This window comes from Crenothrix polyspora (assembly GCF_900163755.1).
Classification (GTDB): Bacteria; Pseudomonadota; Gammaproteobacteria; order Methylococcales; family Methylomonadaceae; genus Crenothrix; species Crenothrix polyspora.
In genome coordinates, this window is record NZ_FUKI01000170.1 from 1 (window position 1) to 26,130 (window position 26,130).

Annotated in this window: 25 protein-coding genes and 1 tRNA gene; 13 read left to right on the forward strand and 13 right to left on the reverse strand. The window is 43.7% G+C overall.

Annotation, left to right across the window (positions count from 1 at the left end):
- Nucleotides 1-572: 572 nt before the first annotated feature.
- On the forward strand, nucleotides 573-1,769 hold the full coding sequence (locus CRENPOLYSF2_RS17390; protein WP_087145223.1) for an ATP-grasp domain-containing protein: 1,197 nt from the start codon (nucleotides 573-575) through the stop codon (nucleotides 1,767-1,769).
- 232 nt (nucleotides 1,770-2,001) lie between these two features.
- Here the strand turns inward: CRENPOLYSF2_RS17390 and CRENPOLYSF2_RS17395 are convergent, their stop codons facing one another.
- Nucleotides 2,002-2,739, reverse strand: coding sequence for a 4'-phosphopantetheinyl transferase family protein (locus CRENPOLYSF2_RS17395; protein ID WP_245808049.1), 738 nt, complete (start codon nucleotides 2,737-2,739; stop codon nucleotides 2,002-2,004).
- Nucleotides 2,740-2,863: 124 nt separating this feature from the next.
- Between CRENPOLYSF2_RS17395 and CRENPOLYSF2_RS17400 the strand changes: the two genes are divergently transcribed.
- The 3 genes from CRENPOLYSF2_RS17400 to hepT all read left to right on the forward strand — a co-directional run bounded on the left by CRENPOLYSF2_RS17400 (nucleotide 2,864) and on the right by hepT (nucleotide 6,147).
- Nucleotides 2,864-5,104, forward strand: coding sequence for a fused MFS/spermidine synthase (locus CRENPOLYSF2_RS17400; protein WP_087145224.1), 2,241 nt, complete (start codon nucleotides 2,864-2,866; stop codon nucleotides 5,102-5,104).
- Nucleotides 5,105-5,303: 199 nt separating this feature from the next.
- Entirely contained in the window at nucleotides 5,304-5,732 is a 429-nt protein-coding gene (gene mntA / locus CRENPOLYSF2_RS17405; RefSeq protein WP_087145225.1) for a type VII toxin-antitoxin system MntA family adenylyltransferase antitoxin, read from the forward strand.
- The gene (gene hepT / locus CRENPOLYSF2_RS17410) at nucleotides 5,722-6,147 is read left to right on the forward strand and encodes a type VII toxin-antitoxin system HepT family RNase toxin (protein ID WP_087145226.1); all 426 of its coding nucleotides are present in this window, start codon (nucleotides 5,722-5,724) and stop codon (nucleotides 6,145-6,147) included. The genes mntA and hepT overlap by 11 nt, the downstream gene beginning before the upstream one ends.
- An 84-nt stretch (nucleotides 6,148-6,231) precedes the next feature.
- On the opposite strand, the gene CRENPOLYSF2_RS17415 is transcribed toward hepT, so the two are convergent.
- From CRENPOLYSF2_RS17415 to CRENPOLYSF2_RS17430, 4 genes are all read right to left on the reverse strand, one after another.
- Entirely contained in the window at nucleotides 6,232-6,744 is a 513-nt protein-coding gene (locus CRENPOLYSF2_RS17415; protein ID WP_087145227.1) for a hypothetical protein, read from the reverse strand.
- Nucleotides 6,744-7,286, reverse strand: a complete 543-nt coding sequence (locus CRENPOLYSF2_RS17420; RefSeq protein ID WP_087145228.1) for an FMN-binding protein — start codon at nucleotides 7,284-7,286, stop codon at nucleotides 6,744-6,746. Before CRENPOLYSF2_RS17420 ends, CRENPOLYSF2_RS17415 begins: the two co-directional genes overlap by 1 nt.
- Before the next feature lie 381 nt (nucleotides 7,287-7,667).
- On the reverse strand, nucleotides 7,668-8,879 hold the full coding sequence (locus CRENPOLYSF2_RS17425; protein ID WP_245808050.1) for a cytochrome-c peroxidase: 1,212 nt from the start codon (nucleotides 8,877-8,879) through the stop codon (nucleotides 7,668-7,670).
- 147 nt (nucleotides 8,880-9,026) lie between these two features.
- Entirely contained in the window at nucleotides 9,027-10,472 is a 1,446-nt protein-coding gene (locus CRENPOLYSF2_RS17430; RefSeq protein WP_176371166.1) for a hypothetical protein, read from the reverse strand.
- Nucleotides 10,473-10,652: 180 nt separating this feature from the next.
- On the opposite strand from CRENPOLYSF2_RS17430, the gene CRENPOLYSF2_RS17435 reads away from it, so the two are divergent.
- Genes CRENPOLYSF2_RS17435 through CRENPOLYSF2_RS17445 form a run of 3 tightly spaced genes read left to right on the forward strand, consistent with a single transcriptional unit; the run spans nucleotide 10,653 to nucleotide 12,758 of the window.
- Nucleotides 10,653-11,696 (forward strand): tRNA (5-methylaminomethyl-2-thiouridylate)-methyltransferase, encoded by a 1,044-nt coding sequence (locus CRENPOLYSF2_RS17435; RefSeq protein ID WP_087145230.1) that lies wholly within the window; start codon nucleotides 10,653-10,655, stop codon nucleotides 11,694-11,696.
- Entirely contained in the window at nucleotides 11,693-11,956 is a 264-nt protein-coding gene (locus CRENPOLYSF2_RS17440; RefSeq protein ID WP_087145231.1) for a sulfurtransferase TusA family protein, read from the forward strand. Before CRENPOLYSF2_RS17435 ends, CRENPOLYSF2_RS17440 begins: the two co-directional genes overlap by 4 nt.
- A gap of 34 nt (nucleotides 11,957-11,990) precedes the next feature.
- Nucleotides 11,991-12,758: an HAD family hydrolase gene (locus tag CRENPOLYSF2_RS17445; RefSeq protein WP_087145232.1), complete on the forward strand. Its 768-nt coding sequence runs from the start codon at nucleotides 11,991-11,993 to the stop codon at nucleotides 12,756-12,758.
- A gap of 416 nt (nucleotides 12,759-13,174) precedes the next feature.
- On the opposite strand, the gene yhbY is transcribed toward CRENPOLYSF2_RS17445, so the two are convergent.
- A complete protein-coding gene (gene yhbY / locus CRENPOLYSF2_RS17450) occupies nucleotides 13,175-13,441 on the reverse strand; it encodes a ribosome assembly RNA-binding protein YhbY (RefSeq protein WP_087145233.1) in 267 nt (88 codons plus the stop codon).
- Nucleotides 13,442-13,486: 45 nt separating this feature from the next.
- Here yhbY and rlmE point away from each other — a divergent pair, with 45 nt between their 5' ends.
- The 6 genes from rlmE (at nucleotide 13,487) to CRENPOLYSF2_RS17480 (ending at nucleotide 19,259) form a co-directional block, all read left to right on the forward strand.
- Nucleotides 13,487-14,107 (forward strand): 23S rRNA (uridine(2552)-2'-O)-methyltransferase RlmE, encoded by a 621-nt coding sequence (gene rlmE / locus CRENPOLYSF2_RS17455; RefSeq protein ID WP_217884136.1) that lies wholly within the window; start codon nucleotides 13,487-13,489, stop codon nucleotides 14,105-14,107.
- A gap of 225 nt (nucleotides 14,108-14,332) precedes the next feature.
- Nucleotides 14,333-16,261 (forward strand): ATP-dependent zinc metalloprotease FtsH, encoded by a 1,929-nt coding sequence (ftsH, locus tag CRENPOLYSF2_RS17460; protein ID WP_087145235.1) that lies wholly within the window; start codon nucleotides 14,333-14,335, stop codon nucleotides 16,259-16,261.
- Nucleotides 16,262-16,379: 118 nt separating this feature from the next.
- On the forward strand, nucleotides 16,380-17,720 hold the full coding sequence (gene glmM, locus CRENPOLYSF2_RS17465) for a phosphoglucosamine mutase (RefSeq protein WP_087145236.1): 1,341 nt from the start codon (nucleotides 16,380-16,382) through the stop codon (nucleotides 17,718-17,720).
- 53 nt (nucleotides 17,721-17,773) lie between these two features.
- Nucleotides 17,774-18,517 carry a triose-phosphate isomerase gene (gene tpiA / locus CRENPOLYSF2_RS17470; protein WP_087145237.1) on the forward strand — a complete coding sequence of 248 codons (744 nt, stop codon included), beginning with the start codon at nucleotides 17,774-17,776 and terminating at the stop codon, nucleotides 18,515-18,517.
- Nucleotides 18,518-18,532: 15 nt separating this feature from the next.
- A complete protein-coding gene (gene secG, locus CRENPOLYSF2_RS19545; protein ID WP_245808051.1) occupies nucleotides 18,533-19,159 on the forward strand; it encodes a preprotein translocase subunit SecG in 627 nt (208 codons plus the stop codon).
- Nucleotides 19,160-19,174: 15 nt separating this feature from the next.
- Nucleotides 19,175-19,259 (forward strand) — tRNA-Leu (locus CRENPOLYSF2_RS17480).
- 382 nt (nucleotides 19,260-19,641) lie between these two features.
- Here the strand turns inward: CRENPOLYSF2_RS17480 and CRENPOLYSF2_RS17485 are convergent.
- The 7 genes from CRENPOLYSF2_RS17485 to ribF form a co-directional block, all read right to left on the reverse strand.
- Complete coding sequence (locus CRENPOLYSF2_RS17485) at nucleotides 19,642-19,932, reverse strand: hypothetical protein (RefSeq protein WP_087145238.1); 291 nt, start codon at nucleotides 19,930-19,932, stop codon at nucleotides 19,642-19,644.
- Between the two features lie 62 nt (nucleotides 19,933-19,994).
- Nucleotides 19,995-20,210, reverse strand: coding sequence for a hypothetical protein (locus tag CRENPOLYSF2_RS17490; protein WP_087145239.1), 216 nt, complete (start codon nucleotides 20,208-20,210; stop codon nucleotides 19,995-19,997).
- Complete coding sequence (locus CRENPOLYSF2_RS17495; protein WP_087145240.1) at nucleotides 20,210-21,160, reverse strand: AAA family ATPase; 951 nt, start codon at nucleotides 21,158-21,160, stop codon at nucleotides 20,210-20,212. The genes CRENPOLYSF2_RS17490 and CRENPOLYSF2_RS17495 overlap by 1 nt, the downstream gene beginning before the upstream one ends.
- Nucleotide 21,161: 1 nt before the next feature.
- Nucleotides 21,162-21,779 (reverse strand): class I SAM-dependent methyltransferase, encoded by a 618-nt coding sequence (locus tag CRENPOLYSF2_RS17500; RefSeq protein WP_087145241.1) that lies wholly within the window; start codon nucleotides 21,777-21,779, stop codon nucleotides 21,162-21,164.
- A 91-nt stretch (nucleotides 21,780-21,870) separates the two neighbouring features.
- The gene (lspA, locus tag CRENPOLYSF2_RS17505; RefSeq protein WP_087145242.1) at nucleotides 21,871-22,368 is read right to left on the reverse strand and encodes a signal peptidase II; all 498 of its coding nucleotides are present in this window, start codon (nucleotides 22,366-22,368) and stop codon (nucleotides 21,871-21,873) included.
- Nucleotides 22,361-25,192, reverse strand: a complete 2,832-nt coding sequence (gene ileS, locus CRENPOLYSF2_RS17510; RefSeq protein ID WP_087145243.1) for an isoleucine--tRNA ligase — start codon at nucleotides 25,190-25,192, stop codon at nucleotides 22,361-22,363. The genes lspA and ileS overlap by 8 nt, the downstream gene beginning before the upstream one ends.
- Nucleotides 25,192-26,130, reverse strand: a complete 939-nt coding sequence (gene ribF, locus CRENPOLYSF2_RS17515) for a bifunctional riboflavin kinase/FAD synthetase (RefSeq protein ID WP_087145244.1) — start codon at nucleotides 26,128-26,130, stop codon at nucleotides 25,192-25,194. The genes ileS and ribF overlap by 1 nt, the downstream gene beginning before the upstream one ends.

The window sequence follows — 26,130 nt, forward strand, 5'->3', positions numbered from 1 at the left end:
TGCTGAGCTTGTCGAAGCATGAACGGCACACTTCGACAAGCTCAGTGCGAACGGTTACGCTGTAACTATTGAACTGTGAAAATGCTGTAATTGACTATTGCCAAGCTCACTTGCCAAATATTACATGGTTTTTTGCTGGTTTCTGCAAAAAAGCCCATTGAGAATGACAATCTACCTGATTGTGCTTAACGATAGCGCATTGGCATTATTGGGTCAAAGCCACCGAAAAAACATACAATTCAATCCGAATATTGATATACAAAAATCAGCAACTATAAATCTTTAACACAGTCGATACATTGATTTTTTGTGTAAAACAATCAATGTCATAACCCAATAAAAATTCAGATTAGACTAGCTATTAAAAGATAGCTGCGCATACAAAAATATAAAATATTTTTACAGTTGTTAAAAATATCCATGTTATCATCGTAACCAGTAAAATAATATTTTACGAATACCATCACCATAAATATCTTATTTTAAAAACAGCTCGTTGGAGCGCTCATTATTTAATCGACAAAATCGATAGCATTATCGATATTTGTATCCTTCTTATTGATGATAAGGCAATGAAAAAATCAGAAAATAAAGTTTTTTCGGTACTTATACCGGATGGAGAAAGCTGGCTAACCTATTCTGTGCAAAGCTGTTTAGCACATATTCCAGGTGTTGAAGTAATTGTTTTGTCTAACAATGCTTGGGATCCAATGCGTTTTTCCAGATACACCAGTCAATTTTTTAGTTACCGTTGCAATGGGGGTAATGCCGCAAAATTAGCGGCAATTGAAGAGACACTAAAGCGAACCCATGTTGACATCATTTTACCTGTTGATACCTCCACTATGCGCTTGCTGTCCGCGCATGGCGCGTCTTTACTAGCGAAAACAGCCTTAGCACCATTACCCGACGTTGAAGCCATTGATATTGCTGAAAACAAATGGCTATTGGCGCAATGGTTGCAAAAACATCAGATTCCTCGTCCTACCACGCTTTTGTACCAAGCCAATGTGTCGTTTGAGCAAGCATTAGATACACTGATATTTCCCGTATTATTGAAGCCAACTCAACAAGTAGGTGACGTAGGTATTGGTGGACGCGGTATACAGATATTCAAGCAATCATCTGCATTACTTGAATTTTGCAAAGAAAACGCAGAGACTGAATATGTGGTGCAATCTTTTATCAACGGTTACGATATTGATTGCAGTGTTTTATGTCGACAAGGAAAAATACAGGCATATACCATTCAAAAAGGTTTTATGGCGGGTTCAGGCCGCTTTGCACCACCGGCTGGAATTGAATTTGTTGCTAATGCCAAAATTTATGATGTCATTAAAACACTGGTCGAAAAAATGAATTGGACAGGCATCGCTCATTTTGATTTGCGCTACGACGAACAGGATCAGCAGGTAAAAGTGATCGAAATAAATGCCCGTTTTTGGGGGAGTTTATTGGGTTCTTTTTATGCGGGTGTTAATTTTCCTTATTTAACCTGTCTTACTGGCTTGGGTTTAGCTATTCCAAAGACCGATTTTCATCTCTTGCGTTATGTGAATGGCCAAGCAGCGATAAAAATACTGTACCAACGTGTAATACAAAAGAAACGCGAAGATGATCATTTCGATCATTCTGCCTTAGCGTTTATGATAAAAAACCCTGTACCGATGTTTGTTGCCTATGCCGGCAAAGTTTATCGTAAAGTACGGCTCGGTATTCATGGCAAATATTATAAAAGCTCAGTGCTGGGTATAAAAAATACAATGTGATCCTGTTTGTAACCATCTGCATTTTTTAAAATTTTAAACATAATAAAAACACCTACACTTTGCCGAAGGCTTTATGGCAAACGTCTAAACTATCCATGCGTACAATCAACAATTAACACACAGTACAACAAAAAATAGTCGACCCCACAAAAATATATGTTTTTGCACTACTTTGGCAAAGCAATCAAGCCGCCTTCAACATGAATTTTTACCCAGCTTACTGGGTTGACGATTAAAATAATGCGTTGACGTATATTTCGGTGATTTTTTTATCAACACTCACAGCGCACAGCATTTGCGAATCTAATGCGGGTAAAACAACCTCCCGTAACTGCCAGTCTACAGCCTCGCCACAGTTATCGGGAATGCGTAGAAAAGCATTAGGTTGTCGAGGATTAACAACACAATGCTGCAAGCCTAAAGCAATACCAAAACCCGTCGCCTTAACAAAGGCTTCTTTGCGCGTCCAAAACCGATAAAATTCAGCTGTTTTTTGTGCATCAGGTAATTGTTGCCAGTACAGCGCCTCTTCTGGTGCAAAGCATTTGTTAACCAGTGCCGCCAGATTAGTGCGAGGTTTAGAATTTTCAATATCGACACCCAGCTTGCAATGCCAACCAAGCGCAATTACAAACACATTGCCGCAATGCGACAAATTAAAGCCGAGCTGCGGGTAATCCGCCAAATACGGTTTGCCGTGTGCTGCGTTGGCAATGGTTATTTTTTCCGGCGCTCGCTGTAATGTGTGTGCGAGCAGCGCTCTTAACTGGCCGTGAACAACGACATAGCGTTTGTGTACCCGTTCATTTTTAAGCTGCCTCGCATGGTGTTGTTCTTCTTCAACCAGCATTTTCCAGTAACGCTGATAATCGCTGGCTTCATTAATTACGCCGTACCATAAAGCGATATTGTCGGAATACGGACTTAACTGCATAGCACTATTTTCGCTTAAAGTTTTTGTCAATGTCATGCGATAAAGTTTGGGGTTTATGCTTGCTTACGCAAAATTTAGTGTTCAGGGGAAGTCTTGCCAGCACAAATGGTTTATCATTAGCCTATTACAACTATAAGCTTAAAAAGCGACTTATAAAACAATGAACAACTCGACAGATGTAAAAACAGACCGACGTTTCTCGCTGATATTGCTGTTTGCGCTGACTTTGTTTACCAGCGCATCGCTGATGTTTGTTATACAGCCGCTATTTGGCAAAATCCTATTGCCCTTGCTCGGTGGCTCGCCCGCTGTATGGAACACCTGTATGGTGTTTTATCAAACCATTTTGTTCTTGGGTTATTTTTACGCGCATGTGGTTTCCACCCGTTTTAGTCAACACAAACAAATTTTGCTCCATATTGCGGTTATTTTAGTCAGTTTTTTGGCTTTGCCTTTAGGATTGCCTGATAACGTTGTGCCGCCTACGGAAGGTAATCCAGCGTTTTGGTTATTCTGGATATTATTGCTGGCGATTGGCCTGCCATTTTTTGTGGTATCCACCACAGGGCCGCTGATTCAAAAGTGGTTTGCCAGTGTCGGCCATCATACCAGTGATGACCCGTATTTTCTGTATGTGGCCAGTAATATCGGTAGCCTGTTGGCGTTGTTAAGTTACCCGTTTTTATTAGAACCTAATATCGGTTTGGCCAGCCAGAAGACACTGTGGAGTGTCGGTTACGGCGTGCTGTGTGTGTTAATTATGGCGTGTGCGTTTGTGTTGTGGAAATCGCAGCAAAATACACTGGCTTTCGCAGTCGATACCACAGAAAAACAAGCGTTGAGTGTCACCACGCGCTTGCATTGGCTGGTGTTGGCGTTTGTGCCATCCAGCTTATTGCTGGGCTTAACCAACTTTATCAGCACCGATATTGCCTCGGTGCCGTTACTGTGGATTATTCCACTGACTTTGTATTTGCTGTCGTTTGTCATTGTGTTTTCTAAATGGAACGACAAGATTCATCCGTTGATGGTGCAGTTACAGCCGATCGTGTTGCTGCCTTTTATCGCCTATTCCTTCATCAATCCGGCGGTATTGCCGTATTGGCTGGATTTGGGCCTGCATTTGCTGGCATTTTTTCTGGCTATCATGGTATGTCACGGTGAACTGGTTAAAAACCGACCTTCTACCCAGCACTTAACCACATTTTATCTGATTATGTCGTTTGCCGGTATGTTAGGTGGTATGTTCAACAGCTTTATCGCACCGTTTATATTCAACGCTGTGTACGAATACCCGTTGATGATCGTTGCTGCGTTATTGCTACGCCCCGGTGTAAAATCGGCATTTACTGATGGTAAACAAGCGTTGTTACAAGCGGTATTTCCATTGTTGCTGATTGTTGTCGGCACAGTCGTGTTTTTCAGTATTGAAGATTGGTCGGCGTATTTTGATAGCCTGGGTGTGGCGTTAATTCTGTTGGTCGGCTTAACCTATGCCTTCAGAAATCAGCCGATTACGTTGGCGCTGTTATCGGGTGCGTTGATTGCTTTTACAATGGCTTTGCACGGATTGATGTCCAATACTTTATACCAAGAGCGTACGTTTTTTGGGGTATTAGCCGTGCGGGAAACTACCATAATGGATGAGCAAGGTCATCCGGAAAAAGTACGTGAATTATTTCATGGTACTACCAAACATGGCGCACAACGCTTAACGGCAAATAACTCGCGTACACCGTTAACCTATTACAGCGTACCAGGACCTATGGGGCAGTTGTTTAAAGCCTATGACGGTGTGAGTCAGAATTGGCAGGTTGGCGTGGTAGGTTTGGGTGCAGGTGCGTTAACCTGTTATGCCAAAGAAGGTCAAACCTGGACGCAATACGAGATTGATCCATTAGTCGTGTCAATTGCCAGTAATCCACAATACTTTACTTACATCAGCCAATGTGGCAAAAACACCACAATGCGTATTGGTGATGCGCGGCTGTCCCTTAATAAAGAACCAGATGCTAAGTTTGATTTATTAGTGATGGATGCGTTTAGCTCGGATTCTGTACCGACGCATTTGTTAACACAAGAAGCCTTGACGATGTACTTTAAAAAGCTTAAACCTAACGGCTTACTGGCATTTCATATTACTAATCGGCATTTAGAGATTAAGCGCGTACTGGCAGATCATGCTAAAAACCTGCATTTTGACGGTTTACTGCAAGAGTTTAAACCAAAACAAGAGATGCCGTTGGTGGTAGATACCGACTGGGTAGTGATGGCCAAAGACAGCGCAATTTTAGAGCCTTTACGTGTCAGTGATTTGGGTAGTTGGCAAAAGCTACCGCTGTCATTCGATTTAAAACCTTGGACGGATGATTTTACTAATATTGTGAGTATTTGGCGTTAAACCGTGTTGTAGTGTAGACGTAATCTATTTTAATATTATTTTTCATGTCACTTAAGCTAAGGAACGTGCATGAAATAACTTGAGCACATTCATGCTTCGACAAGCTCAGCACGAACGGAAGTGGAGTTTAAGTTGTTCAACTTATTTCATGCACATTCCTAACTATTCGGTACATTCACTTCTTTGCAAATACGCCCTAATGATCCAGCTCTTTAACAGCAGCCATCTTTTAAATAAAAATGGCCTTGTGGTCACCCAGCTTCGTTCGGCTTTGCCAGACGTTATGGCCATTTATGCGTTTGGTAGTCGCATTCAGGGCGTAGCGCGAGCTAGCAGCGATTTAGATTTGGCAGTATTAACCCCAGGTTATACTGATCCATTATTGCTATGGCAGTTGTCGGGGGATTTAGCTGAGCAGGTGCAGTGTGATATCGATTTGCTGGATTTACGGGCTGCCAGTACTGTAATGCAGTATCAAATTATTATTACTGGCCGATTGTTATGGGGTGACAAATTGGCGGTAGGGTTGTTTGAATGTTTTGTTTTGAGTGAAAAAACTGCGCTGAATACAGCCAGAGCTGATTTATTGGCAGATATAGTTAAAAAAGGCAAAATTTATGGTGGATGATGTTTTGATTAACAAATCGGCCAGTATTGAGCGCTGTGTTGCGCGGGTGCGGCAAGAATACGCCGCTTCCGAAAATTTTGCCACTGATTTTACGCGCCAAGATGCAGCGATTTTAAATATTCAACGCGCCTGTGAGGCCGCCCTGGATATGGGGCAGCATCTCATCCGTCGTGAGCGATTGGGTGTGCCGCAAAGTGCGCGTGATGTATTTACCTTACTGGCGCAAGCCGCCTGGATTGACAGTTCATTGGCCGATGCGCTAAAACGTATGGTTGGTTTTCGTAACATTGCCGTACATGAGTATCAGCGCTTATTACTGCCGATTACTGTCAGTATTATTACGCAGCATTTGGACGAATTTTTGCAATACAGCGCTGCTATTCTTATGCGAGATGTTAATAATAAAACAAAATAAATTGTCACTGCGGCTGAATTAAACCTTACTCTTGCGTAAGCCTTTTATTGGGTAAGGTTTTTTAGTGATCAATAAACCTGTGCTTTACAGCATCGGTGCTCTAGGCGTTAAATTTATGTGTTTACGCGCCTTAAGCAAAGCCAAACTCACCACCACTACCAACGCTGCCAACGAAAATTCCAGTAACAAAAACGAGGCAATTTTAAAATAAGCAAACCACGGGTGTACAAACCGCACCAACCAGCCACCGGCTTCATCCGCAAGCGCAGAAAAATAAGTGGCATAACTGAGCCAGATTTTCAGGCGCACGGAAAACTCGGTCATTAACATCAAATGGGTGAGCGTTAGCACCAGCATTCCCATGGCAAACAAATGGAAATGCGACACTTCCAACATGCCTTGATAACTGCGCGGCTGGGTGAATTGCTGTTCTGAACCCAGATAATAATCGGTGACCGATTTGGCGCTTAAATCCATGTGGTGAAAATACATCAAGCCATTACTGAGCCATAATAAAGCTATATAACCCAGAAACATCAACACCAACATGTTTAACAAGGATTTACGGTATTGCTCGCCGGTAACAAAATAACGCATCAGTGCGCATCCTTGGCTTTTATCATCACTTGGTAAGTCGCTAGCACCTTACGCACACTGTCAAGATCAGCACGGGTACTGAGCGTTGCCCCCGCTATGCCATCGACAGCTTTGTTAAACTCCAGCTCGGCTAACGGTTTTTTGTACAATTGTTCAAACCAACGGTCGGGCGGCTGGTATTCAGACGGTTCATGGAAAGCCAACGTGGTGACATTACGCAGCTCGCCTTCCGGTGTCAGTATGATCATCAGGGTTTCCGGCTTGGTTCTGACCGTGATAGTTTCAATGGCGGCGTAACCCAGTATCTTATCTTGTTGCTTGCCGACATAAAAGGTGAGCATACCAGAAGTCAGTTTAACTTTGGCCTGTTGTTCTATGCTGGCGGTTTGCTGTTCGTCGGGAAATAGCGATTGTGGCTCTACCTGTGCGCCTTTGCCAAACGCCAATTCCATTGCTTCGTTTTTACTGTAGAAGATACCGGAAAGCACAGGTGTAGCAACGGCAAATAACGCTAAAAAAAACAGTAGTCGTAAGGTTTGCATGGTTATCCCATATTAAGTAGATTGACTTAAGGAAGATCATATAAGGCTAATGAACACTTTTGAATCATCAAGTTCATTTAAAAGTGTCCATTGGTGGCCTTGAGTGTGTTTACTATACCTCAGCAACGAATAATTTGGGACATCCAGCGTTGTTTTTTGCCAGCTGTGCGTAAAGTTAGTATGCGCTTAAGGTTACGCCACTGACAAGGGAAGGGTTATTGTTAGTAATACAGCGTTTTCACAGTTCAATAGTTACAGCGTAACCGTTCGCACTGAGCTTGTCGAAGTGTGCCGTTCATGCTTCGACAAGCTCAGCACGAACGGTGGCTGTAATTGTCCTAAGTTGAAAACGCTGTAAGTTGCCCCCGATGTCAGAGGGGTCTAATTGTTGGTTTTATACCCATCGGTCAGGGTTTTAAGAAAGGCAACCAGAGCTTTTATTTCTTCGGTATTCAGGTTAAGTTCTCCCAACTCATTAATATTTACATTTTGGGTAACTTCTGGCTTTGGCCAACAGCCCTGTTTAAGGGCATCAGCTTCGGTAACCCACGCCTTTTTGCAAACTGGCTTTATGTCACGGTTACTGTAAAAATCGGTTATGCCTTCCAGTGTTTTGAAGTAACCATTGTGCATATAAGGCTCGGTTTTAGCAATATTGCGTAAGGTGGGTACTTTAAATTTGCCATTTTCGGCAGTCTCATGGACAACACCGCCCAAGCCTTTGTCCACAAATTTGCGGCCTTCTGGATTAAGTCTGCTAGGTAGTTGATAAAATGGATTATTAGGATTTTGGGGGACACCTAAATTATCATAAGAAAAATCAGTAAACAATGGTGGTGTGCCATCTTCTGCGGGGCGGCTAGGGTGACAGGCAGCACAATTGCCTTTATTTTCGTCTTCAAACAGTTGGCGGCCACGCTTTTCCTGATCGGTGAATTTGGCTTTACCGGCCAGAAAATAATCATATTTAGACGTGAAAGGTCTAAATATTGGTGTGCGCTCAAAGGCGGCAAGCGCATCGGCAATTTTATTATAAGCGCTGTTAGCGTTGTTGAATGCATTAGTGCCATAGACCTGGATAAACAGTTTTGCGTAGCTGGCTTTGCGTACTTTGTTGACGACGGTGTTTTTGTCAGGATTGGCCATTTCAAGCGGATTCAGGAACGGTCCTTTGGCTTGCTCTGCCAGGGTTGCGGCACGGCCATCCAAAAATTGTCCGCCGATGTACAAGCCTTCTTTACTGTCGTAATGAAAGGGGGGGCTGAAAGCGTTATAAAGTACCATCGGTGTATTGCGGTTGCCTTTAAGGTGGGGCAACGCGCCATCAGACGTGGGTTGATTTTTATCAGGATCGATAAAAAATGTTTTAGGGTTATGACAGCTGGCACAGGCTTGGCCGACAGGCGTGGACAAGTTAGTGTCAAAAAACAATTGTTGCCCCAGTTTTTCTTTGGCTGTTAAAGCGCTAGTTTTAGCGGCAACCAATTCACCCGCATTGACAACACAGGCTGTGGTAAGAAAAATCAGGCCAATCCCCCAGTTCATTGAAAATTTCAACTGAGCCGAGTTGATTTGATGTTGTGTATGTTTCATAAGGTGTTTTTTAAAGGACGAAAACGATCAATGGCTTCATTAGTGTTGGGCAGCTTGCTGTGTTTACGTTTTCGACTCCTTGGTGATTTTGGTTCAAGAAGTCGATAAGTAGTGGTTAAATGTACTTTAACCAGAAACATACACGCTTTAAAAAATAAAACCGAAACCCAAATTAAAATCGTCAGACAGCGGATTGGTATTCTCATCCTTGGCGACACGGTTACGGTAATCGGCTTTAACAACTACATTAGGGATAGGTTTGTATTGTAGCCCTACCTGAAAAATCTCCCAGTCCTGGTGCGGGTCGTCAGCCAACACGCCAATACTGCCAGGTGCTTTAGCGACGGTATCGAGTCTTTCGTAACGGAAAAATGGTGCGAGATATTGGGTGCTATTAGCAAATAAATGCGGCATGATGTCGTAGCCTAATTCGGTGTACCAGCCAAAATTTTCTGAGCCGATGACCTCACCCTTCGCTTGGCTGAGTAAATCGGCATTACCAATACTACCCCACGAACCCAGTGCGCGAAACTCTAAACCACGGTATTTCCATTGTAAATGGCCTTCGTAAAGCTGGGTAAATGCATCCACTTTTTTGCCTACAAAAGTTTGATCTTGGCCAGAATTACCCACATACGCAGAGCCGCCGACCGAGAGTCCGGGTATCTGCGGTGGTGCGTAGTCTAATCGGGCAATATAACCAAAGCTTTCGGCTTTAGCTTCAGTGCCGCTGCCCCGGCCTTCCCTAATACCAGAAGAGCCAAATTCTTTGGCATTTAAAGCGTTGGTTACGTAGGTGGTATAGGTTAAATTGGGCAGCAGTTCACCAAACAAACCTACACCCACTTCGCGCCAAGTGCTGGGAATGATGCGCTGTTCAACTTCTGGGCGATTGTTGCCGAAATAAAACGGCGGCTCATGGATGGTGTTGATAAAGCCCATTGGCATTAGCACCAAACCGGCGCGAATATTGGCTTTTTGGTTAATAAAAAAATCCAGTGCAGCAAACTCTACCGAGACTTCGCCTTTTTCTTCCGCGCCTTCACCCGTCGTACCATGTTCAAATTCAATCTCACTGTTAAACAGGATGTGGTCGGTGAACTTATATCCGGCATACAGTACGATACGCTCCAAATCGGCGTTATCGCTTTCGGTGCCTTTATCATCCACTTTGGCTTGATAACTGGCTTGGCCATAGCCGCCTATCGACAAGCCCTTGCCAGCGGCATAAATTTTGGAGGCAGCAGGGCCTAAGCCATAAGCGCTTTTGTATTTAGCCTCTTCGGGAATGGCTAGATTAGTACGCAGTTTTTCGACTTCTTGGCTGAGCACATCGGTTTTGCGCTCCAGATTTTTTACATCTGTATTGGCTGATTTTGTAGCAACGGGTTCAGAGCTTGGTGTATCTGTATTGGATGATTTTTCAACCGCATGGTGTTGATTACGTAATTCATCAATTTGCTTTTGTTGCGCTCGAATAACCTGCCACATTTCATCCATCGTGGCAGGTTTATCTAGGGCATAAGCAGGTGTAGTTAAGCTAACACAGGCTAGCAAGATGGCGTGTTTTAAAGGCTTAATAATCATGTTCATGGTGTATTGCTCGTAGCAGGATGTTTTTGGCAAAGTATAAAGTAAATACTTATGTAAATGCAAACGATTCTCATTAATATACTGTGGCGGTGCAGCAGGAAGTCTGTTATCTGGCGGTTTTTTAAGCCTTTAATCGACTAATTCCGGTATAATAGCCAGTTTTTTACAGCGTTTGGGAAAATGAACAAACAGAGAAAGGCAATAGCATTGATTTCCGGTGGCCTGGATTCCATGCTGGCGGCAAGAACTATCCAAGAACAAGGCATCCATGTTGAAGGTATTAATTTTTTCACGGGGTTTTGTGTGGAAGGCCATACGCATGCCATTCGCGAAAAAGATAAAGCCAAGCCCAAACGTAATAATTCCCTGTGGGTGGCCGAGCAACTGGGTATCAAGCTGCATATTGTCGATGTCATCGAAGAATACAAAAATGTGCTGCTTAATCCCAAGCACGGTTATGGCCAGCACATGAATCCGTGTCTGGATTGTAAAATCTTCATGGTGAATAAGGCCAAGCAATGGATAGTTGAAAACGATTTCGATTTCATTATTACCGGTGAAGTCATCGGCCAGCGGCCTATGTCGCAGCGTAAAGCTACTATGCCGATAGTGGCTAGAGAATCTGGTGCGGACGACTTGCTGTTGCGGCCTTTGTGCGCTAAAAATTTACCCGCCACTTTGCCAGAACGCGAAGGTTGGGTGGATCGGGAGAAATTGCATGACATCACGGGGCGTTCACGTAAACCGCAGATGGCGATGGCCAAAGACTTTGGTATTGATGAATATTCGCAACCCGCTGGCGGTTGCTGCTTCCTGACCGATAAATATTATTCCGCGAAACTGGTGGATTTATGGAAGGCGCGGGACAGCCGTGAATATGAGCTGGACGATGTGATGCTGTTAAAAGTCGGTAGGCATATACGGCCACAGCCGCATTACAAGCTGATTATTGCCCGTGAAGAAGGTGAAGGCCGTTTTTTGGAAGGCTATAAAAAAGATTATATCAGCATGAAATGCGTTAGCCATCAAGGCCCATTGGTGCTAATTGATGGCACGATTGCCGCCGAAGATTTGTATCTGGCGGCCAGCATTACCGCACGTTATGGTCAGGGGCGCGAGGCTGAGCAGGTTGAAATTAACGTGCTTTATCAAGACGGTGCTGAGCGTTGCTTACAGGTTAAACCCATGCTTGAGCAAGATATTCCCAAAGCGTGGTTCATATGACGCGGGAGGTATTGAATGCGCGGCGCTTGTTATGCCCGTTGCCAGTGATCCGCACCCAAGATAAGGTTAAGAAAATGCAGCCAGGCGATCAACTGGAGGTAATTTGTACTGACCCTGGTGTAATGCAGGATATTCCCACCTGGTGCCGTATTAATGGCCATAAGGTGCTGGAATTATTGTCGGGTGATCATGAATATACGGTGATTTTAGAAGTGGGTGATGATAAGTTAAATAAACTACCTATCGACCTTACTATGTAAACGGCACGTTAGTGCCTACTATTTATACCCCAATATGAATAAAACCCTTATTTATGCCCTGGATTTTGACGGTGTTATTTGCGATAGCGCCGTAGAAACAGCAATGACTGGTTGGAAAGCTGCTTGTACTCTTTGGCCCGATATGCCAAAGACTATTCAGCCAGACATGATTGAGCGTTTTCGTGTTTTAAGACCCATCATAGAAACCGGTTACGAAGCGATATTAGTTATGCGCTTACTCTATCTAAATGAGTCTATCGAGGCAGTTTACAGCAGCTATAATGATAAAATTAAAACGCTATTAGAAGAAGCTCAGGTTTCTGTTAATGACTTAAAAAAACTGTTTGGTAAAACCCGTGACCAATGGATAGCTGATGATTTAGCTGATTGGATTAACATGAATCCTTTATTTGCAGGGGTAGCAGAAAAACTGCAACAGCTTGGTCAACACAATACGTGGTACATTATCACGACCAAACAAGAGCGTTTTGTTAAGCACATACTCAAAGCCTATGCAATTGAATTAGCTGATGAGCGAATTTTCGGTTTGGATCGTAATATGAGTAAAATCGACGTGTTGAAAGCTTTGTTGCATAGCCACAATACTGAAACACTTTACTTTGTTGAAGACAGATTGCCCACATTGATAAATGTATTAGGCACCAACACATTAAGCCGTGTTAAATTGATTTTTGCCTTGTGGGGATATAATACTGCAGAAGATAAAGCCTTGGCTGCAAAGCAGCCCTTTATTTTACAGCAACTTGAGGATTTTTTGGCATGGTATCGTTTAATGCGATAATACGCGACTCAGGATGGCTATAAGATATTATTGACTTATAAGTTGATGCCTAAATTAGCTTGGCAAAACCAGAGAGCTTAGTCGAAGTTTTTACAAAATTTATGTCTGGAGCGAAAAGACAGGAATTTACCCTGTAAAAATCATCGGCTACTGTTTTGTTAAGTCAGCATAAGTGGTTGAATTTTTATGTGCTTAATTTAATGGCAGTCGTTTTGCAGGTGGGTAGATCGTCAAAAAAAAGCCCCAGCCACTAAAGCTTTAGGGCTGGGGCTTTTAAGAAAAATCAGCTTATAAACAAGGGGAAATTAAGCTGATTAAACGCCGTTTTACCAGCGTTCGTAGTTATTGAGTTAATAGAGTACAGAAAGTTCCGCGTTAGCAGATTTTTTTGAGCCTGTAAAAATAGCACTCACCATTTAATTTTTGGGCTTTGGTCTGTAAACAACTACAATTTGACCAATAGCCTGTATCAATGTAGCGCCGCTATCTTGGCAGATTTTCTCGCTAATCAGCTTGCGTTCTTCGCGTTCTGCACGTATCCTGATCTTAATAAGTTCGTGGCTGTTCAGCGCAATTTCAATTTCTGCAAGTACAGCAGCAGTAAATCCAGCGTGGCCAATCATAACGACTGGATTGAGCGCATGAGCTTGCGCTTTGAATTTTTTCTTGTCTACAGTCTGCATGCTTTATTTCTCAAAACTCAAATATTAATTTTACACTAGAATCACATAATGGCACGCAGTAAAAGCAGTAATCGCTGGTTACAAGAACATGCTCACGATGAATACGTGAAGTTAGCGCAAGCGCAAGGCTATCGTTCACGGGCGGTATTTAAGTTGAAAGAAATTCAAGAAAAAGATCATATTATCAAGCCAGGTATGAATATCGTCGACTTAGGTGCAGCGCCTGGCGGTTGGTCGCAGTTTGCAAGGCCGCTTATTGGTAAAAAAAATAAACTGATAGCGCTGGATATTTTGCCGATAGAGCCATTGGATGAAGTTGATTTTATACAAGGCGATTTTCGTGAAGAACATGTTTTTAATGATTTGTTGGCGATTCTTAACGGTGCGCCGGTGGACTTGGTGTTGTCGGATATGGCACCTAATATGAGCGGAAATAAAGCTGTTGATCAACCTTGCGCTATGTATTTGTGTGAATTGGCCTTGGAAACCGCTAAATCAGTATTAACGAAAAATGGAACTTTTCTGGTTAAGGTATTCCAAGGAGAAGGTTTTGATGCTTTTTATAATGAGATTAAACAGTATTTTTCTGTCGTCATTATTAGAAAACCCAAAGCATCTCGTCCGCGCAGCAATGAAGTTTATATTTTGGCCAAAGGCTTTAAATAAATGATAGCAGACCTTATTATTGTAGATTACTAATAGTTTAAATTGATGCGCAGCTTTACTTTTAGGGAGTGTTTTGTTTTTATAGCTATGTGCTTTTATAAATCAGTGGCATAGCAAGTGTAATTGGGTTATTTGGAATAAATACTTTGCAGTTAGAAAAGTCAACTCCTGATATAATCACCCTGTTTTTTATAATATGAACCAGTTAGGTTCGGGGCGTGTAAATTGAACGATACGATAAAGAATATACTCTTATGGGTTGTCATTGCTATTGTGTTGATGTCCATCTTTAATAATTTTGCCCCTCAAAATGAACGAGGCGATCAGTCATTATCTTACTCGCAGTTTATTCATGCGGTAAAAGCTGGGCAAGTCCAGCAGGTTATGATTGATGAACATATTATCAAAGGGAAAATGCAAGGAGGGCAGGTTTTTAGAACTTATGCGCCGTCAGATACCCATCTTGTCGATGATTTATTAGCCAATAACGTTGAAATAAAGGCGGTTCCGCCTGAGCAGCCTTCGTTAATAATGCAATTATTGGTGTCTTTTGGCCCCATGTTGTTATTGATTGGGGTCTGGGTTTTCTTTATGCGTCAAATGCAAGGTGGCGGAGCCGGTGGCCGCAGTGCCATGAATTTTGGCAAAAGTAAAGCCCGTATGCTGGAAGAAGATCAAATTAAGGTTACTTTTGCGGATGTGGCCGGTTGCGATGAAGCCAAAGAAGAAGTGGTTGAAATGGTCGATTTTCTGAAAGATCCTGCTAAGTATCAACGCTTGGGTGGTAAAATTCCACGCGGTGCGTTAATGATAGGCCCGCCAGGTACCGGTAAAACGTTGCTGGCGCGTGCCATTGCCGGTGAAGCCAAAGTGCCGTTTTTCACCATATCCGGTTCTGATTTTGTGGAAATGTTTGTTGGTGTTGGCGCTTCGCGGGTGCGTGACATGTTTGAACAAGCCAAAAAACACGCGCCCTGTATTATCTTTATCGACGAAATTGATGCCGTTGGTCGCCAACGTGGCGCAGGCTTAGGGGGTGGTAACGATGAGCGTGAACAAACCTTAAATCAATTATTGGTTGAGATGGATGGCTTTGAAGGCAATGAAGGTATTATTGTCGTTGCTGCGACTAACCGTGCCGACGTATTGGATAAAGCGCTGTTACGCCCAGGCCGATTTGATCGCCAGGTAGTTGTGGGTTTGCCTGATGTTAGAGGCCGTGAGCAAATTCTTAAAGTTCATTTGAGAAAAGTACCGGCATCTGATGATGTTATCCCTAAATATATTGCCCAAGGCACACCCGGCTTTTCAGGAGCTGATTTAGCCAATTTGATCAATGAAGCCGCATTGTTTGCAGCCAGAATGAACAAGCGTATGATCAACATGAGTGATTTGGAAAAAGCCAAAGACAAATTGATTATGGGTGTTGAGCGGCATTCAATGGTCATGAACGAAAAAGAAAAGAAAATGACCGCTTATCACGAGGCCGGACACGCTATTGTTGGCAAATTAGTGCCTGAGCATGACCCTGTGTACAAAGTCAGTATTATGCCGCGTGGTCGTGCATTAGGTGTCACTATGTTCTTGCCTGAGCGTGACCAGTACAGTGCCAGCAAACAAAAGCTCGACAGTATGATTTCCAGTTTATACGGTGGTCGTATTGCTGAAGAAATTGTTTTTGGCTGGGAACAAGTCAGTACCGGTGCGTCTAATGACATTGAGCGCGCAACTGAATTGGCCAGAAATATGGTGACTAAGTGGGGGTTGTCACAACGATTAGGGCCTTTGGCGTACAGTGAAGAAGAAGGCGAAGTATTCTTGGGGCGTTCGGTAACACAGCATAAAACCGTTGCCGAAGAAACTTCGCACACTATTGATGAAGAAATTCGTTCTTTCATTGACCGTAACTATGAGCGTGCCGAAAAAATTCTGCGTGAAAATATTGATATTTTACACTCTATGGCCGATGCATTAATGAAATACGAAACCATTGATAAATATCAAATTGATGACTTAATGGCACGCATACCTGTGCGCGATCCGCAAGGCTGGGATGATACCCCTTCTTCGCATGGTGGCGGTGTTAAGTCTGATGAATTTAAAGACAGTAAGTCTACTGAAAAATCAATCGGTGAAACAGCCAGGCAAAGTTAAGCTTTGTCTGGTTTAACTCGAAAAGAGGGGGAGATAGTATCTCTCCTTTTTTTTGAACGTTTTTAACGACATATATAAGATAGCATTACACGTCATACCAATAAAAGGGATTAATAGCATGACAAAAAAATATTTTGGCACTGATGGCATCAGAGGAAAAGTAGGCGAACCGCCAATTACCGCAGATTTTTTATTAAAACTGGGTTGGGCAGCGGGTCGCGTATTTGCCGATAAAGTCGATAATTTTGTGTTGGTAGGTAAAGACACACGTATTTCGGGATATATGTTTGAATCTGCTTTAGAAGCGGGTTTAACAGCTGCTGGTATGGGGACGCACTTGCTAGGCCCTATGCCTACGCCAGGTATTGCGTATTTAACGCGCACCTTAAGAGCACAGGCTGGCATTGTGATCAGTGCATCACATAACCCGTATTATGATAATGGCATTAAGTTTTTTTCAAAACAGGGCACAAAGTTACCTGATGAAGTTGAGTATGAAATAGAGCATTATTTGGATTCACCGATTACGACTGTTGAATCGTCAAAGCTGGGCAAGGCCAGGCGCTTATCAGATGCTGCGGGTCGCTACATTGAATTTTGTAAAGCCAGCGTGTCGTCACATTTAGATTTTTTCGGCATGAAATTGGTGGTTGATTGTGCGCACGGTGCAACTTACCATATTGCACCACATGTGTTCAGTGAAGTCGGTGCGGAAGTTATTACTATTGGCGCAGAACCAAACGGTATCAATATTAATGACAAGTGTGGGGCAACTCAGCCAGCATTGCTGGCTGCTGCCGTATTAGCGCACAAAGCCGATTTAGGCATCGCTTTGGATGGTGACGGTGATCGCCTTATTATGGTCGATCATAAGGGTGAAATTGTTGATGGCGACGAGTTGATTTATATTATCGCTAAATCGAGATTAGATGCTAAGCAGATGACAGGCCCTGTGGTGGGTACTTTAATGACAAATCTGGGTATGCAGCATGGCCTGCAAAAGTTAGGTATCGACTTGATCCGAGCAAATGTAGGTGATCGTTATGTTATGCAGTTGTTAGAGGAGCATAAAGGTATTTTGGGCGGCGAGAACTCAGGGCATATTATTTGTCTCGACAAAACTACTACCGGCGATGGCATTATTGCTGCTTTGCAAGTGATGTCGGAAATACAAGGTAGTGGCAAAAACTTGCATGAGTTAAAGTCGGGTATGCAAAAATACCCGCAAATTTTAGTTAACGTTAAGACCAAGTCAAAAATTAATCCTGAGGCCAATGACAGCATTCAATCTGCCGTTAAAGCTGTTGAAAATAAGCTCGGAAATACCGGTAGAGTGTTACTGCGCCCCTCCGGTACCGAGCCATTAATTCGGGTGATGGTGGAGGGGCAGGATGGTGTTGCGGTCGCAAATTATGCGCATGATCTGGCAGATACCGTCAAAAAAGCAATAGGTGCTTGAATTTATGGTCGTTAAAATATATCATACTCGGATTTATTCTATTGGGGGTAACGATGCGTAGATCGCTAGTTGTAGGTAATTGGAAAATGAATGGAACACTTGCCAGTGCTGAAGCGCTAGCAAGAGGTGTCATTGCCGGTTTAGATTCAAGTACCGACGTTGCTGTATGCGTACCGAGTGTTTTTTTACCCGGACTGCAAACCGTTGCTAAAGGCACGTTTTTAGCGTTAGGTGCGCAAAATGTTGCCGATAAAGAATCCGGTGCTTTTACCGGTGAAATTTCTGCTTCAATGTTAGTTGAAGTCGGCTGCAAATATGTGCTCGTAGGTCATTCCGAAAGGCGTACCTATTATGGCGATAGCAACGCATCGGTAGCAGCGCGGTTTTGCCAAGCGCAGTCTAAAGGCCTTATACCCATTTTATGTATCGGTGAAACTTTAGAACAACGTGAGCAAGATCAAACTTTTTCCGTGATTGATGAGCAGCTTGATGCTGTTATCAGTGCGGCGGGTATTGCGGCATTTGCCAATGCGGTGCTTGCTTATGAGCCCGTATGGGCGATAGGCACAGGAAGAACGGCTACCGACGAGCAGGCACAGGAAGTGCACCATTATATTCGCCAATATTTGGCATTGAAAGATCAAGCCATTGCTGAAAACATGCAAATTTTGTATGGTGGCAGTGCGAAGCCTGATAATGCCAAAGGCTTGTTTGCTATGCCTGACATTGATGGTGGACTCATAGGCGGCGCATCCTTGGATGCGGACTCCTTTTTACAAATTTGTCGTTCGGTTTAAGGCGCTTAAGCTGCTATGTATCAAGTCATTATTGCAATTCATGTATTATTGGGATTAGGTGTCATTGGATTAGTGATGATGCAGCAGGGCAAAGGTGCTGACGCAGGTGCGTCTTTTGGTTCCGGTTCTGCGGGTTCTGTTTTTGGTGCGCAAGGTGCAGCATCGTTTTTATCCAGAACCACTGCTATTTTAGCGACCCTATTTTTTATTACCAGTTTGAGTCTTGCTGTTATTAACGGACATAAAGGCGCAGCGTACGATATTATGAACACACCGGCTGTCGGTGACACACCGAGCGTACCTGCTGCGCCTGATGCTTCTATTGCGCCTAGTATGCCGGCTATAGTACCCAGTGTGAATCCAGCAGTAAGCAATATAGATGAGGTTGTTAAGCCACCTTCTATGTCGCAAACTGCTGCTGACGCAAAAGCTGTGACACCTGTTGCAGAAGTACCAAAAGTAGAGGCATTATCTGTTCCAGCTAAAGAAGCGCCGATAGAGACAATTGAAGTCCCTAAAGCCGAATCGATTAAAGCGGTTGAAGAGAAAAAAGAACATAAAGAAGATAAAAAACATAAAGAAGATAAAAAGCATCACGTAACGTCTAGTAAAGATAGTTCAAAAGCAAAAGCAGCTCAGTAGTGTGTAGGTAATATTGCCGATGTGGTGAAATTGGTAGACACGCCATCTTGAGGGGGTGGTGACTTAGGTTGTGCCGGTTCGAGTCCGGCCATCGGCACCAAATTAAGAATCCAGTGGGATTCAAAATAAGTACAATAACCCGCAAGCTGAAAGGCTTAGCGGGTTTTTTGTTTGGGATTTAATACGCTGGGAAGAAACGTTGCAGATTAAGCTTTAGCCGACATTCCGCACCCCTATTCATAATTTTATGATTAAATTTAATTTAATAATTTCAGTATGTTATAAATTTTTCGAATTTTTGGCGTATTTTCAAAGTCATTTATATCAGCTTATATTTAACAAAAAACAAACGAGAGATGAATTTTTCTTGTTTTAACTCGAAAGTCTAAAATACTAAAATTCATTAAATATCAATATGTTGCTTAAATGCTGAATTTTTATTTAGGGGTGCGGAATGTCGGCTTTAGGCACGTCGTCGAATACTAATTGAAAAGATGTAATAACTTTTCTTTTAGGGAATTAAAGTGACAATGTTCAAAATCATAAGGCGCATTTGGGTAGGCGATATTATAAATTTTGTTGAGAATAGCTTTGTGGTTTTCTTTAGATTTAAATTGTGAGCATTCTAAAAAATGCTCTATACAATTTCTTTGCTCTTCAGGAATTGTAGATAAAATAAACGATTCTAAGTAACCTGCTTTAGATATTGGATCACATGTGATATAGGTTTGGCTAATATCTTCAAATGCCAGTTGTTTGATAATAGTATCCAATGCTAATTGTGTATTATCAAATCTACCCAGTTTTGCATCATTTTCTATATAATCAGCATCGACTATAAAAGTATTTTGTTGATTTGATTATCGGTAATTTTAGGTTTTAATAGTTGGTATGCCACGTAATCCGATTTAAAAAAGTTACTTTTGCTGCCCATGCCATAAAAATCAACCAAGTTATTATCCAAGTTTAAATGTTGAATCAATAAACGGACTAAATAGTTGTCATGGGTTGGTTTAGCATTGCCCTCGTGCAAGATAGCAATCGATTTCATTACCGAACCTCATGCTCTTGTGCCATGCTATAAAGCAGCATTTCATAATCTTGTGTTATGGCCTTAATTTCTTGCTGCTTGTTTTTAACCAGCGTCGTATAACTAATATCTTGCTCATTTAGTTTTTTAGCGACACGCGCAAACGATTCTAGCATTTCTTTGGAATGTGTAATGGCAAACAGTTGGCAATTGGTTTTTTTAGACAGCGTTAAAATAAGCTCCCACAATCTATCCAGTTGGCTGTAATGTATGCCATTGTCAATTTCATCAATAAATAAATAGCCATTCTCACAAGCGTAAAGAGCGCAGATTATTGAAATATAATGTCTTAAACCATCACCAAATTCAACAATATCGCGGTATTCGCCATTGGTTTTGCACTGTGGTTTATCGCCAATAACTTTAAAGTTTTCAATACTGTTATCAAACTCTCGTACAAAATTATTTAACTCGTGCTCTTGGTCTTGTTTTTGAATGGCTTGAAATTTTTCAATTAGCTCATGATTGACCCAGCCAAAGTTATCTATAAATTCACAGGTATCAATATGTTCAACAATAAAGTTTAAATCTTTTTTATTGATAATTACCTCTTCGTCATTAATGGCGATTTTATATTCTTTCTTCGCATCCTTTTCTGTTATATAAAATGATTTTTCACTTAGATTAGATTTAGTCGCGTAGTTTCGCATATGATCTATACATTCTTGATCATCTATGCCTTCTGAATAAAAATTCAAGTTTTCTCGCCTAAATTTAATACTGTGAATAGCAGTTATCAGTGTGTCGATATTTTTAGAATGTAAATTAATATAACAAGCCTCCATAAACGCCGTCTTACCAATATTATTCTTCCCACCAATCAAATTAACGCGCTTAAAGCCAGATGCTTTAAAATCGGTAAAACACTTAAACTGTATTATTTCTATGTCAGTTAAAAAGTGATTATTCATATTATTTCAACGCCTCAATCAACTTAATAATATCGCTACTGCGCTCATCCACTCGCACAAAACGGAACGCGCCGCCCTGAACCTGTTTAACGGTATTTCGATTAATATTAGCGCCAACTAACGATAACACCAGCGGATTGAGAAAATTCATTAATTTGGCAATTAACCGCCGGGAGCTTAACACATGCTCGAGCAGTAAAACTTTACCGCTCGGTTTACACACGCGGTGCAGTTCCTTCAAACCTTTAGCAGGTGCTGGCACTGAGCAAAACACAAATGAACCCACCACGGTATCAAAACTGTTGTCGGCAAATTGCAGAAATTCAATATCCATGAGGTGCAAATCAACGTCAATATGGCGAGCGTCTTTTTTGCGCTGGGCTTGTTCCAGCATGGCAGGACTAAAATCAATCGCAGTCACTTTGGCATTTTTAGGGTAATACGCAAAGTTTTTGCCCGTGCCTACGCCCACTTCCAAAATATGGATGCCCTCGGCTTTTGCCCACAGCTTTTCGCGCCAGTGCCTGAAAAACAAGCCTTCAACCACGGCTTCCATGCCTTCATAAAATGGCGCGAGTCGGTTGTATTTTTTGATGATACTGGCGCTGTCGGGTTTCATAGAGTTCAGTTTGGCTTATTAACCGAAGAGATAAATGGGATAAGAGACGCAAGAAGTTGCGTCTCTGTTGTAACGCTATTTTGGGAACAAGTTATTCAATATCATCTGGCGCTTTGCCACGCCCAATGCCAAACGACTCAGCAATCATTAAGCCTACGCCCAGCACAATCGCAGAATCAGCAATATTAAACGCCGGCCAATGCCAATCCTGGTAATACACATCCAGAAAATCGATGACATAACCGTAAGCCAGACGGTCTATCAAGTTACCAATCGCACCGCCCAGCACCAACGATAACGCGATGGCCAGTAAGGTTTCATGGGGCTTTAACCGCGCCAACCAGAACGTCATCACCACACTGATCACCAACGCTAAGGCGGCAAAAAACCAGCGTTGCCAGCCACCGGCTTCGCTTAAAAAACTGAACGCTGCTCCAGTATTGCGCATATAAGTCAGGTTAAAATACGGCAGCACCGGAATCGACTCGTACAATTGCATAGCCCCCGACACCGTCAACTTGCTGGCCTGATCCAAACCCAGCGCCAACGCGGACAGCCATAACCACTTCAACTTGCTCACATTAGGCATAATGTCTCACTTCGCCGGCACCAATCACATTTTCCACACAGCGGCCGCACAATTCAGGGTGCTCGGCATGGCTACCCACATCAGGACGCTGATGCCAACAGCGTACACATTTGCTATGCTCTGTGACTCGCACCTTGATTTTTATGCCTTCCACGTCCGTGGCCACAGCATCGTCTGGTGCATCCTGTTCAGGTAACGATGTTGCACCAGAAGTAATAAACACAAAGCGCAGCTCATCGCCCAATTGCTTGAGGTCGGCCAGCAATTCGTCATTACAATATAAATCCAGCTCGGCATTTAAAGACGAGCCAATTGCCCCTTGCGCCCGCACTTTTTCCAGCTCTTTGGTGACGGCCATTCTGACCGACATAATATTTTGCCAAAACCTGGCATCCATCACTGCATCGCTATCCAATGCTGCTAAACCTTCATACCAGGTTTCCAAAAACACCGACTCACTGCGCTGGCCCGGCATAAATTGCCAGATTTCATCAGCAGTGTAGCTGGTGATGGGAGCCAGCCAACGAGTCAAGGCTTCCAGCACATGGTACATGGCGGTTTGCGCAGAGCGTCGCGCCAAGCCGTCCGCTTTGGCGGTATATTGTCGGTCTTTAATAATATCCAGGTAAAAACCACCCAAATCAATCACACAAAAATGGTGGATTTTTTGGTATACGGTTTGGAACTGGTAAGTTTCGTAAGCGGTTTTAATGTCGTCCTGCAAGGCCAAGGTTCGATCCAGCACCCAACGATCCAGTGCCAGCAAATCAGCAGTCGCCACCAAATGCAGGACGGGGTCAAATTCATTCAGGTTGGATAATAGGAAACGGGCGGTATTGCGTAAGCGCCGGTAACCATCGGAGGTGCGCTCCAAAATTTCATCACCCACGCGCATTTCGCTGCGGTAATCGGTCGATGCTATCCACAAGCGCAACACGTCCGCGCCCAGGTTTTTCATCACCGACTGCGGCGGGATGACATTGCCCTTGGACTTGGACATTTTTTCGCCGCTTTTGTCGACGGTAAAGCCGTGCGTCAACACCGCTTTATACGGTGCTACCGAATTCATCGCCACCGAAGCCAGCAAGGAAGACTGGAACCAGCCACGGTGCTGGTCAGAACCTTCCAGATACAAATCGGCAGGGAAAGCCAATTCATCACGCGTCTCCAGCACGCAGGCATGGGTCACGCCGGAATCAAACCATACATCCAAAGTATCAGTAGATTTGTCGTACAACGCAGCTTCATCGCCGAGCAACTCCTGCTTATCCAGCGCAAACCAGGCTTCTATGCCTTGTTGTTCAATACGCAGGGCGATCTGTTCAATCAATTCCGGCGTGCGCGGGTGCAGTTCGCCGGTTTCTTTATGGACAAAAAACGTGATCGGTACGCCCCAGGTACGCTGGCGGGAAATACACCAATCCGGCCGCCCGTCCACCATGCTTTCAATACGCGCCTGACCCCAATCGGGAAACCACGCCACCTGTTTGATTTGTTCCAAGGCCCGTTCGCGCAGATGGTTTTTGTTCATCGCTATAAACCATTGTGGGGTAGCGCGAAAAATAATCGGAGTTTTATGCCGCCAGCAATGCGGGTAACTGTGCAGCAGTGCGTGATGGTGCAATAAACGGCCTTTGGCTTCCAGCACTTCCAACACCTTGGCATTGGCGTTAAACACGTGCTGGCCTGCAAAAAACTCGGTATTGGGCAAAAACACACCATCGCCGCCGACGGGGTTGTCGACCGGCAAGCCGTATTTCAGACCGACCACATAGTCGTCCTGGCCATGCCCAGGTGCGGTATGCACAGCGCCAGTACCGGCTTCGGTCGTGACATGGTCGCCTAGGATAATCGGCACTTGCCGGTCATAAAAAGGATGCTGGAGTAATTGATTTTCCAGCGCACTGCCTTTGCAATAAGCGATAACATGGTAATCCTCAATGCCGTAGCGCAGCATGGCGGTTTTTATTAATGCCTCGGCCAATAATAAGCGCTCATGCTTGCCGTCTTTCTGGAATTGGACGACTGAATATTCCAGCTCAGGGTTCAGCGCCACGCCCTGGTTGGCAGGCAGCGTCCACGGTGTTGTCGTCCAGATGACCACCGATAATTCGCCCTGACCCTCATGATCAGGCACATGATGGCATTGTGCTAAAAACCCATGTTCATCCACCACCTTAAAACGTACATCTATCGCAGGAGAATGCTTGTCTTCGTACTCCACTTCGGCTTCTGCCAGTGCCGAACCGCAATCGGTACACCAATGCACTGGTTTTGCACCTTTGGTTATGTGATGGTTAACGTTGATCTTACCCAAGGAACGCACGATATTGGCTTCAAAGGCAAAATCCATCGTTAAATACGGATTGTCCCAATCGCCCAAAATCCCCAAGCGCACAAAGGCTTCTTTCTGAATATCAACCTGCTTGGCGGCGTATTCGCGGCAAGCTTTTCTAAACTCCGCCGCCGACACTTTTACGCCCGCTTTACCGATTTTCTTCTCCACCATCAATTCAATCGGCAAGCCGTGGCAATCCCAGCCCGGCACGTAGGGCGCATCAAAACCACCCAGATTTTTTGACTTGACGATAATATCTTTCAACACCTTGTTGACGGCATGGCCAATATGAATTTCGCCATTAGCATACGGGGGGCCGTCGTGCAAAATGAACTGGGTTTGACCTGCAAATCGGTCACGAATTTTTTGGTACAAACCCGCGTCCGTCCATTTCTTCAGGCGTTCGGGTTCGCGCTGCGCCAGATTGGCTTTCATCGGAAACGCAGTGTTCGGCAAATTCAGGGTTTTTTTATAATCTATCGTCATCAACTCGTACTCTGTGCAAAAAGGGTTTTAGTTTGGGCTACGTCGCGTTTAATCTGGTCTTGCAACTGTTCCAGCGATTGAAATCGCAGTTCATCACGGATTTTGTATTTGAAATGCACCTCGATATAACGGCCATAAATGTCGCCGTCAAAATCGAACAGATGCGTTTCCAGGATGACATCGTTGTTGCCATCAATCGTTGGCCGCGTACCAACATTGGCAATGCCGGTCAGTTCAAAATCATCAATGCCGGTGACGGTAACAGCAAATACGCCACGAATGGGCGATATTTTTCGGAACATCTTGATATTGGCTGTAGGAAAACCGATGGTGCGGCCGCGTTTGCCACCGTGCGCTACCCGTCCACATACCGAGTAAGGTCGTCCCAATAGTTGCTCGGCCTGGGTTAAATCCCCTGCACCCAGTGCATCACGAATCAAGGTGCTACTCACTCTTAAGCCTTGCGATAGATACGAGCCGGTATCTTCCACGCTAAAACCGTGTAGCTTGCCCTTGTCCTTGAGCATAGCGAAATTACCACAGCGTGCTTTGCCAAAGTGGAAATCATCACCGACCACCAAGTGCTTGACGTTCAACTTGTTGATTAGAATATCGTCAACAAAATGCCCTGCGTCGAGATTGGCAAAACGCTCGTTAAAATGCGCGATTAGCAGCACATCTATCGGCAATTTGGCAAACTGGATGACTTTTTCACGCAGGCGGGTCAAGCGCGGCGGCGCATTGTCTTTTAGGAAATATTCCAGCGGCTGGGGTTCAAATATCATGACCACCACCGGCAACCCCAAATTCATACCACGCGCCGACAATTTTTCAATAACTGCCAGATGCCCCAGATGTAAACCATCAAAATTGCCAATCGTCAGTACGCAGCCGCTGTGCAGCGCTTCCAGATGATGCAGGCCTCTAATTATTCGCAT

Coding starts and splice junctions, on each gene's coding strand:
- CRENPOLYSF2_RS17390 (WP_087145223.1), top strand. CDS start 573: ATGAAAAAATCAGAAAATAAAGTTTTTTCGGTACTTATACCGGATGGA.
- CRENPOLYSF2_RS17395 (WP_245808049.1), bottom strand. CDS start 2,739: ATGACATTGACAAAAACTTTAAGCGAAAATAGTGCTATGCAGTTAAGT.
- CRENPOLYSF2_RS17400 (WP_087145224.1), top strand. CDS start 2,864: ATGAACAACTCGACAGATGTAAAAACAGACCGACGTTTCTCGCTGATA.
- mntA (WP_087145225.1), top strand. CDS start 5,304: ATGATCCAGCTCTTTAACAGCAGCCATCTTTTAAATAAAAATGGCCTT.
- hepT (WP_087145226.1), top strand. CDS start 5,722: ATGGTGGATGATGTTTTGATTAACAAATCGGCCAGTATTGAGCGCTGT.
- CRENPOLYSF2_RS17415 (WP_087145227.1), bottom strand. CDS start 6,744: ATGCGTTATTTTGTTACCGGCGAGCAATACCGTAAATCCTTGTTAAAC.
- CRENPOLYSF2_RS17420 (WP_087145228.1), bottom strand. CDS start 7,286: ATGCAAACCTTACGACTACTGTTTTTTTTAGCGTTATTTGCCGTTGCT.
- CRENPOLYSF2_RS17425 (WP_245808050.1), bottom strand. CDS start 8,879: ATGAAACATACACAACATCAAATCAACTCGGCTCAGTTGAAATTTTCA.
- CRENPOLYSF2_RS17430 (WP_176371166.1), bottom strand. CDS start 10,472: ATGAACATGATTATTAAGCCTTTAAAACACGCCATCTTGCTAGCCTGT.
- CRENPOLYSF2_RS17435 (WP_087145230.1), top strand. CDS start 10,653: ATGAACAAACAGAGAAAGGCAATAGCATTGATTTCCGGTGGCCTGGAT.
- CRENPOLYSF2_RS17440 (WP_087145231.1), top strand. CDS start 11,693: ATGACGCGGGAGGTATTGAATGCGCGGCGCTTGTTATGCCCGTTGCCA.
- CRENPOLYSF2_RS17445 (WP_087145232.1), top strand. CDS start 11,991: ATGAATAAAACCCTTATTTATGCCCTGGATTTTGACGGTGTTATTTGC.
- yhbY (WP_087145233.1), bottom strand. CDS start 13,441: ATGCAGACTGTAGACAAGAAAAAATTCAAAGCGCAAGCTCATGCGCTC.
- glmM (WP_087145236.1), top strand. CDS start 16,380: ATGACAAAAAAATATTTTGGCACTGATGGCATCAGAGGAAAAGTAGGC.
- tpiA (WP_087145237.1), top strand. CDS start 17,774: ATGCGTAGATCGCTAGTTGTAGGTAATTGGAAAATGAATGGAACACTT.
- secG (WP_245808051.1), top strand. CDS start 18,533: ATGTATCAAGTCATTATTGCAATTCATGTATTATTGGGATTAGGTGTC.
- CRENPOLYSF2_RS17490 (WP_087145239.1), bottom strand. CDS start 20,210: ATGAAATCGATTGCTATCTTGCACGAGGGCAATGCTAAACCAACCCAT.
- CRENPOLYSF2_RS17495 (WP_087145240.1), bottom strand. CDS start 21,160: ATGAATAATCACTTTTTAACTGACATAGAAATAATACAGTTTAAGTGT.
- CRENPOLYSF2_RS17500 (WP_087145241.1), bottom strand. CDS start 21,779: ATGAAACCCGACAGCGCCAGTATCATCAAAAAATACAACCGACTCGCG.
- lspA (WP_087145242.1), bottom strand. CDS start 22,368: ATGCCTAATGTGAGCAAGTTGAAGTGGTTATGGCTGTCCGCGTTGGCG.
- ileS (WP_087145243.1), bottom strand. CDS start 25,192: ATGACGATAGATTATAAAAAAACCCTGAATTTGCCGAACACTGCGTTT.
- ribF (WP_087145244.1), bottom strand. CDS start 26,130: ATGCGAATAATTAGAGGCCTGCATCATCTGGAAGCGCTGCACAGCGGC.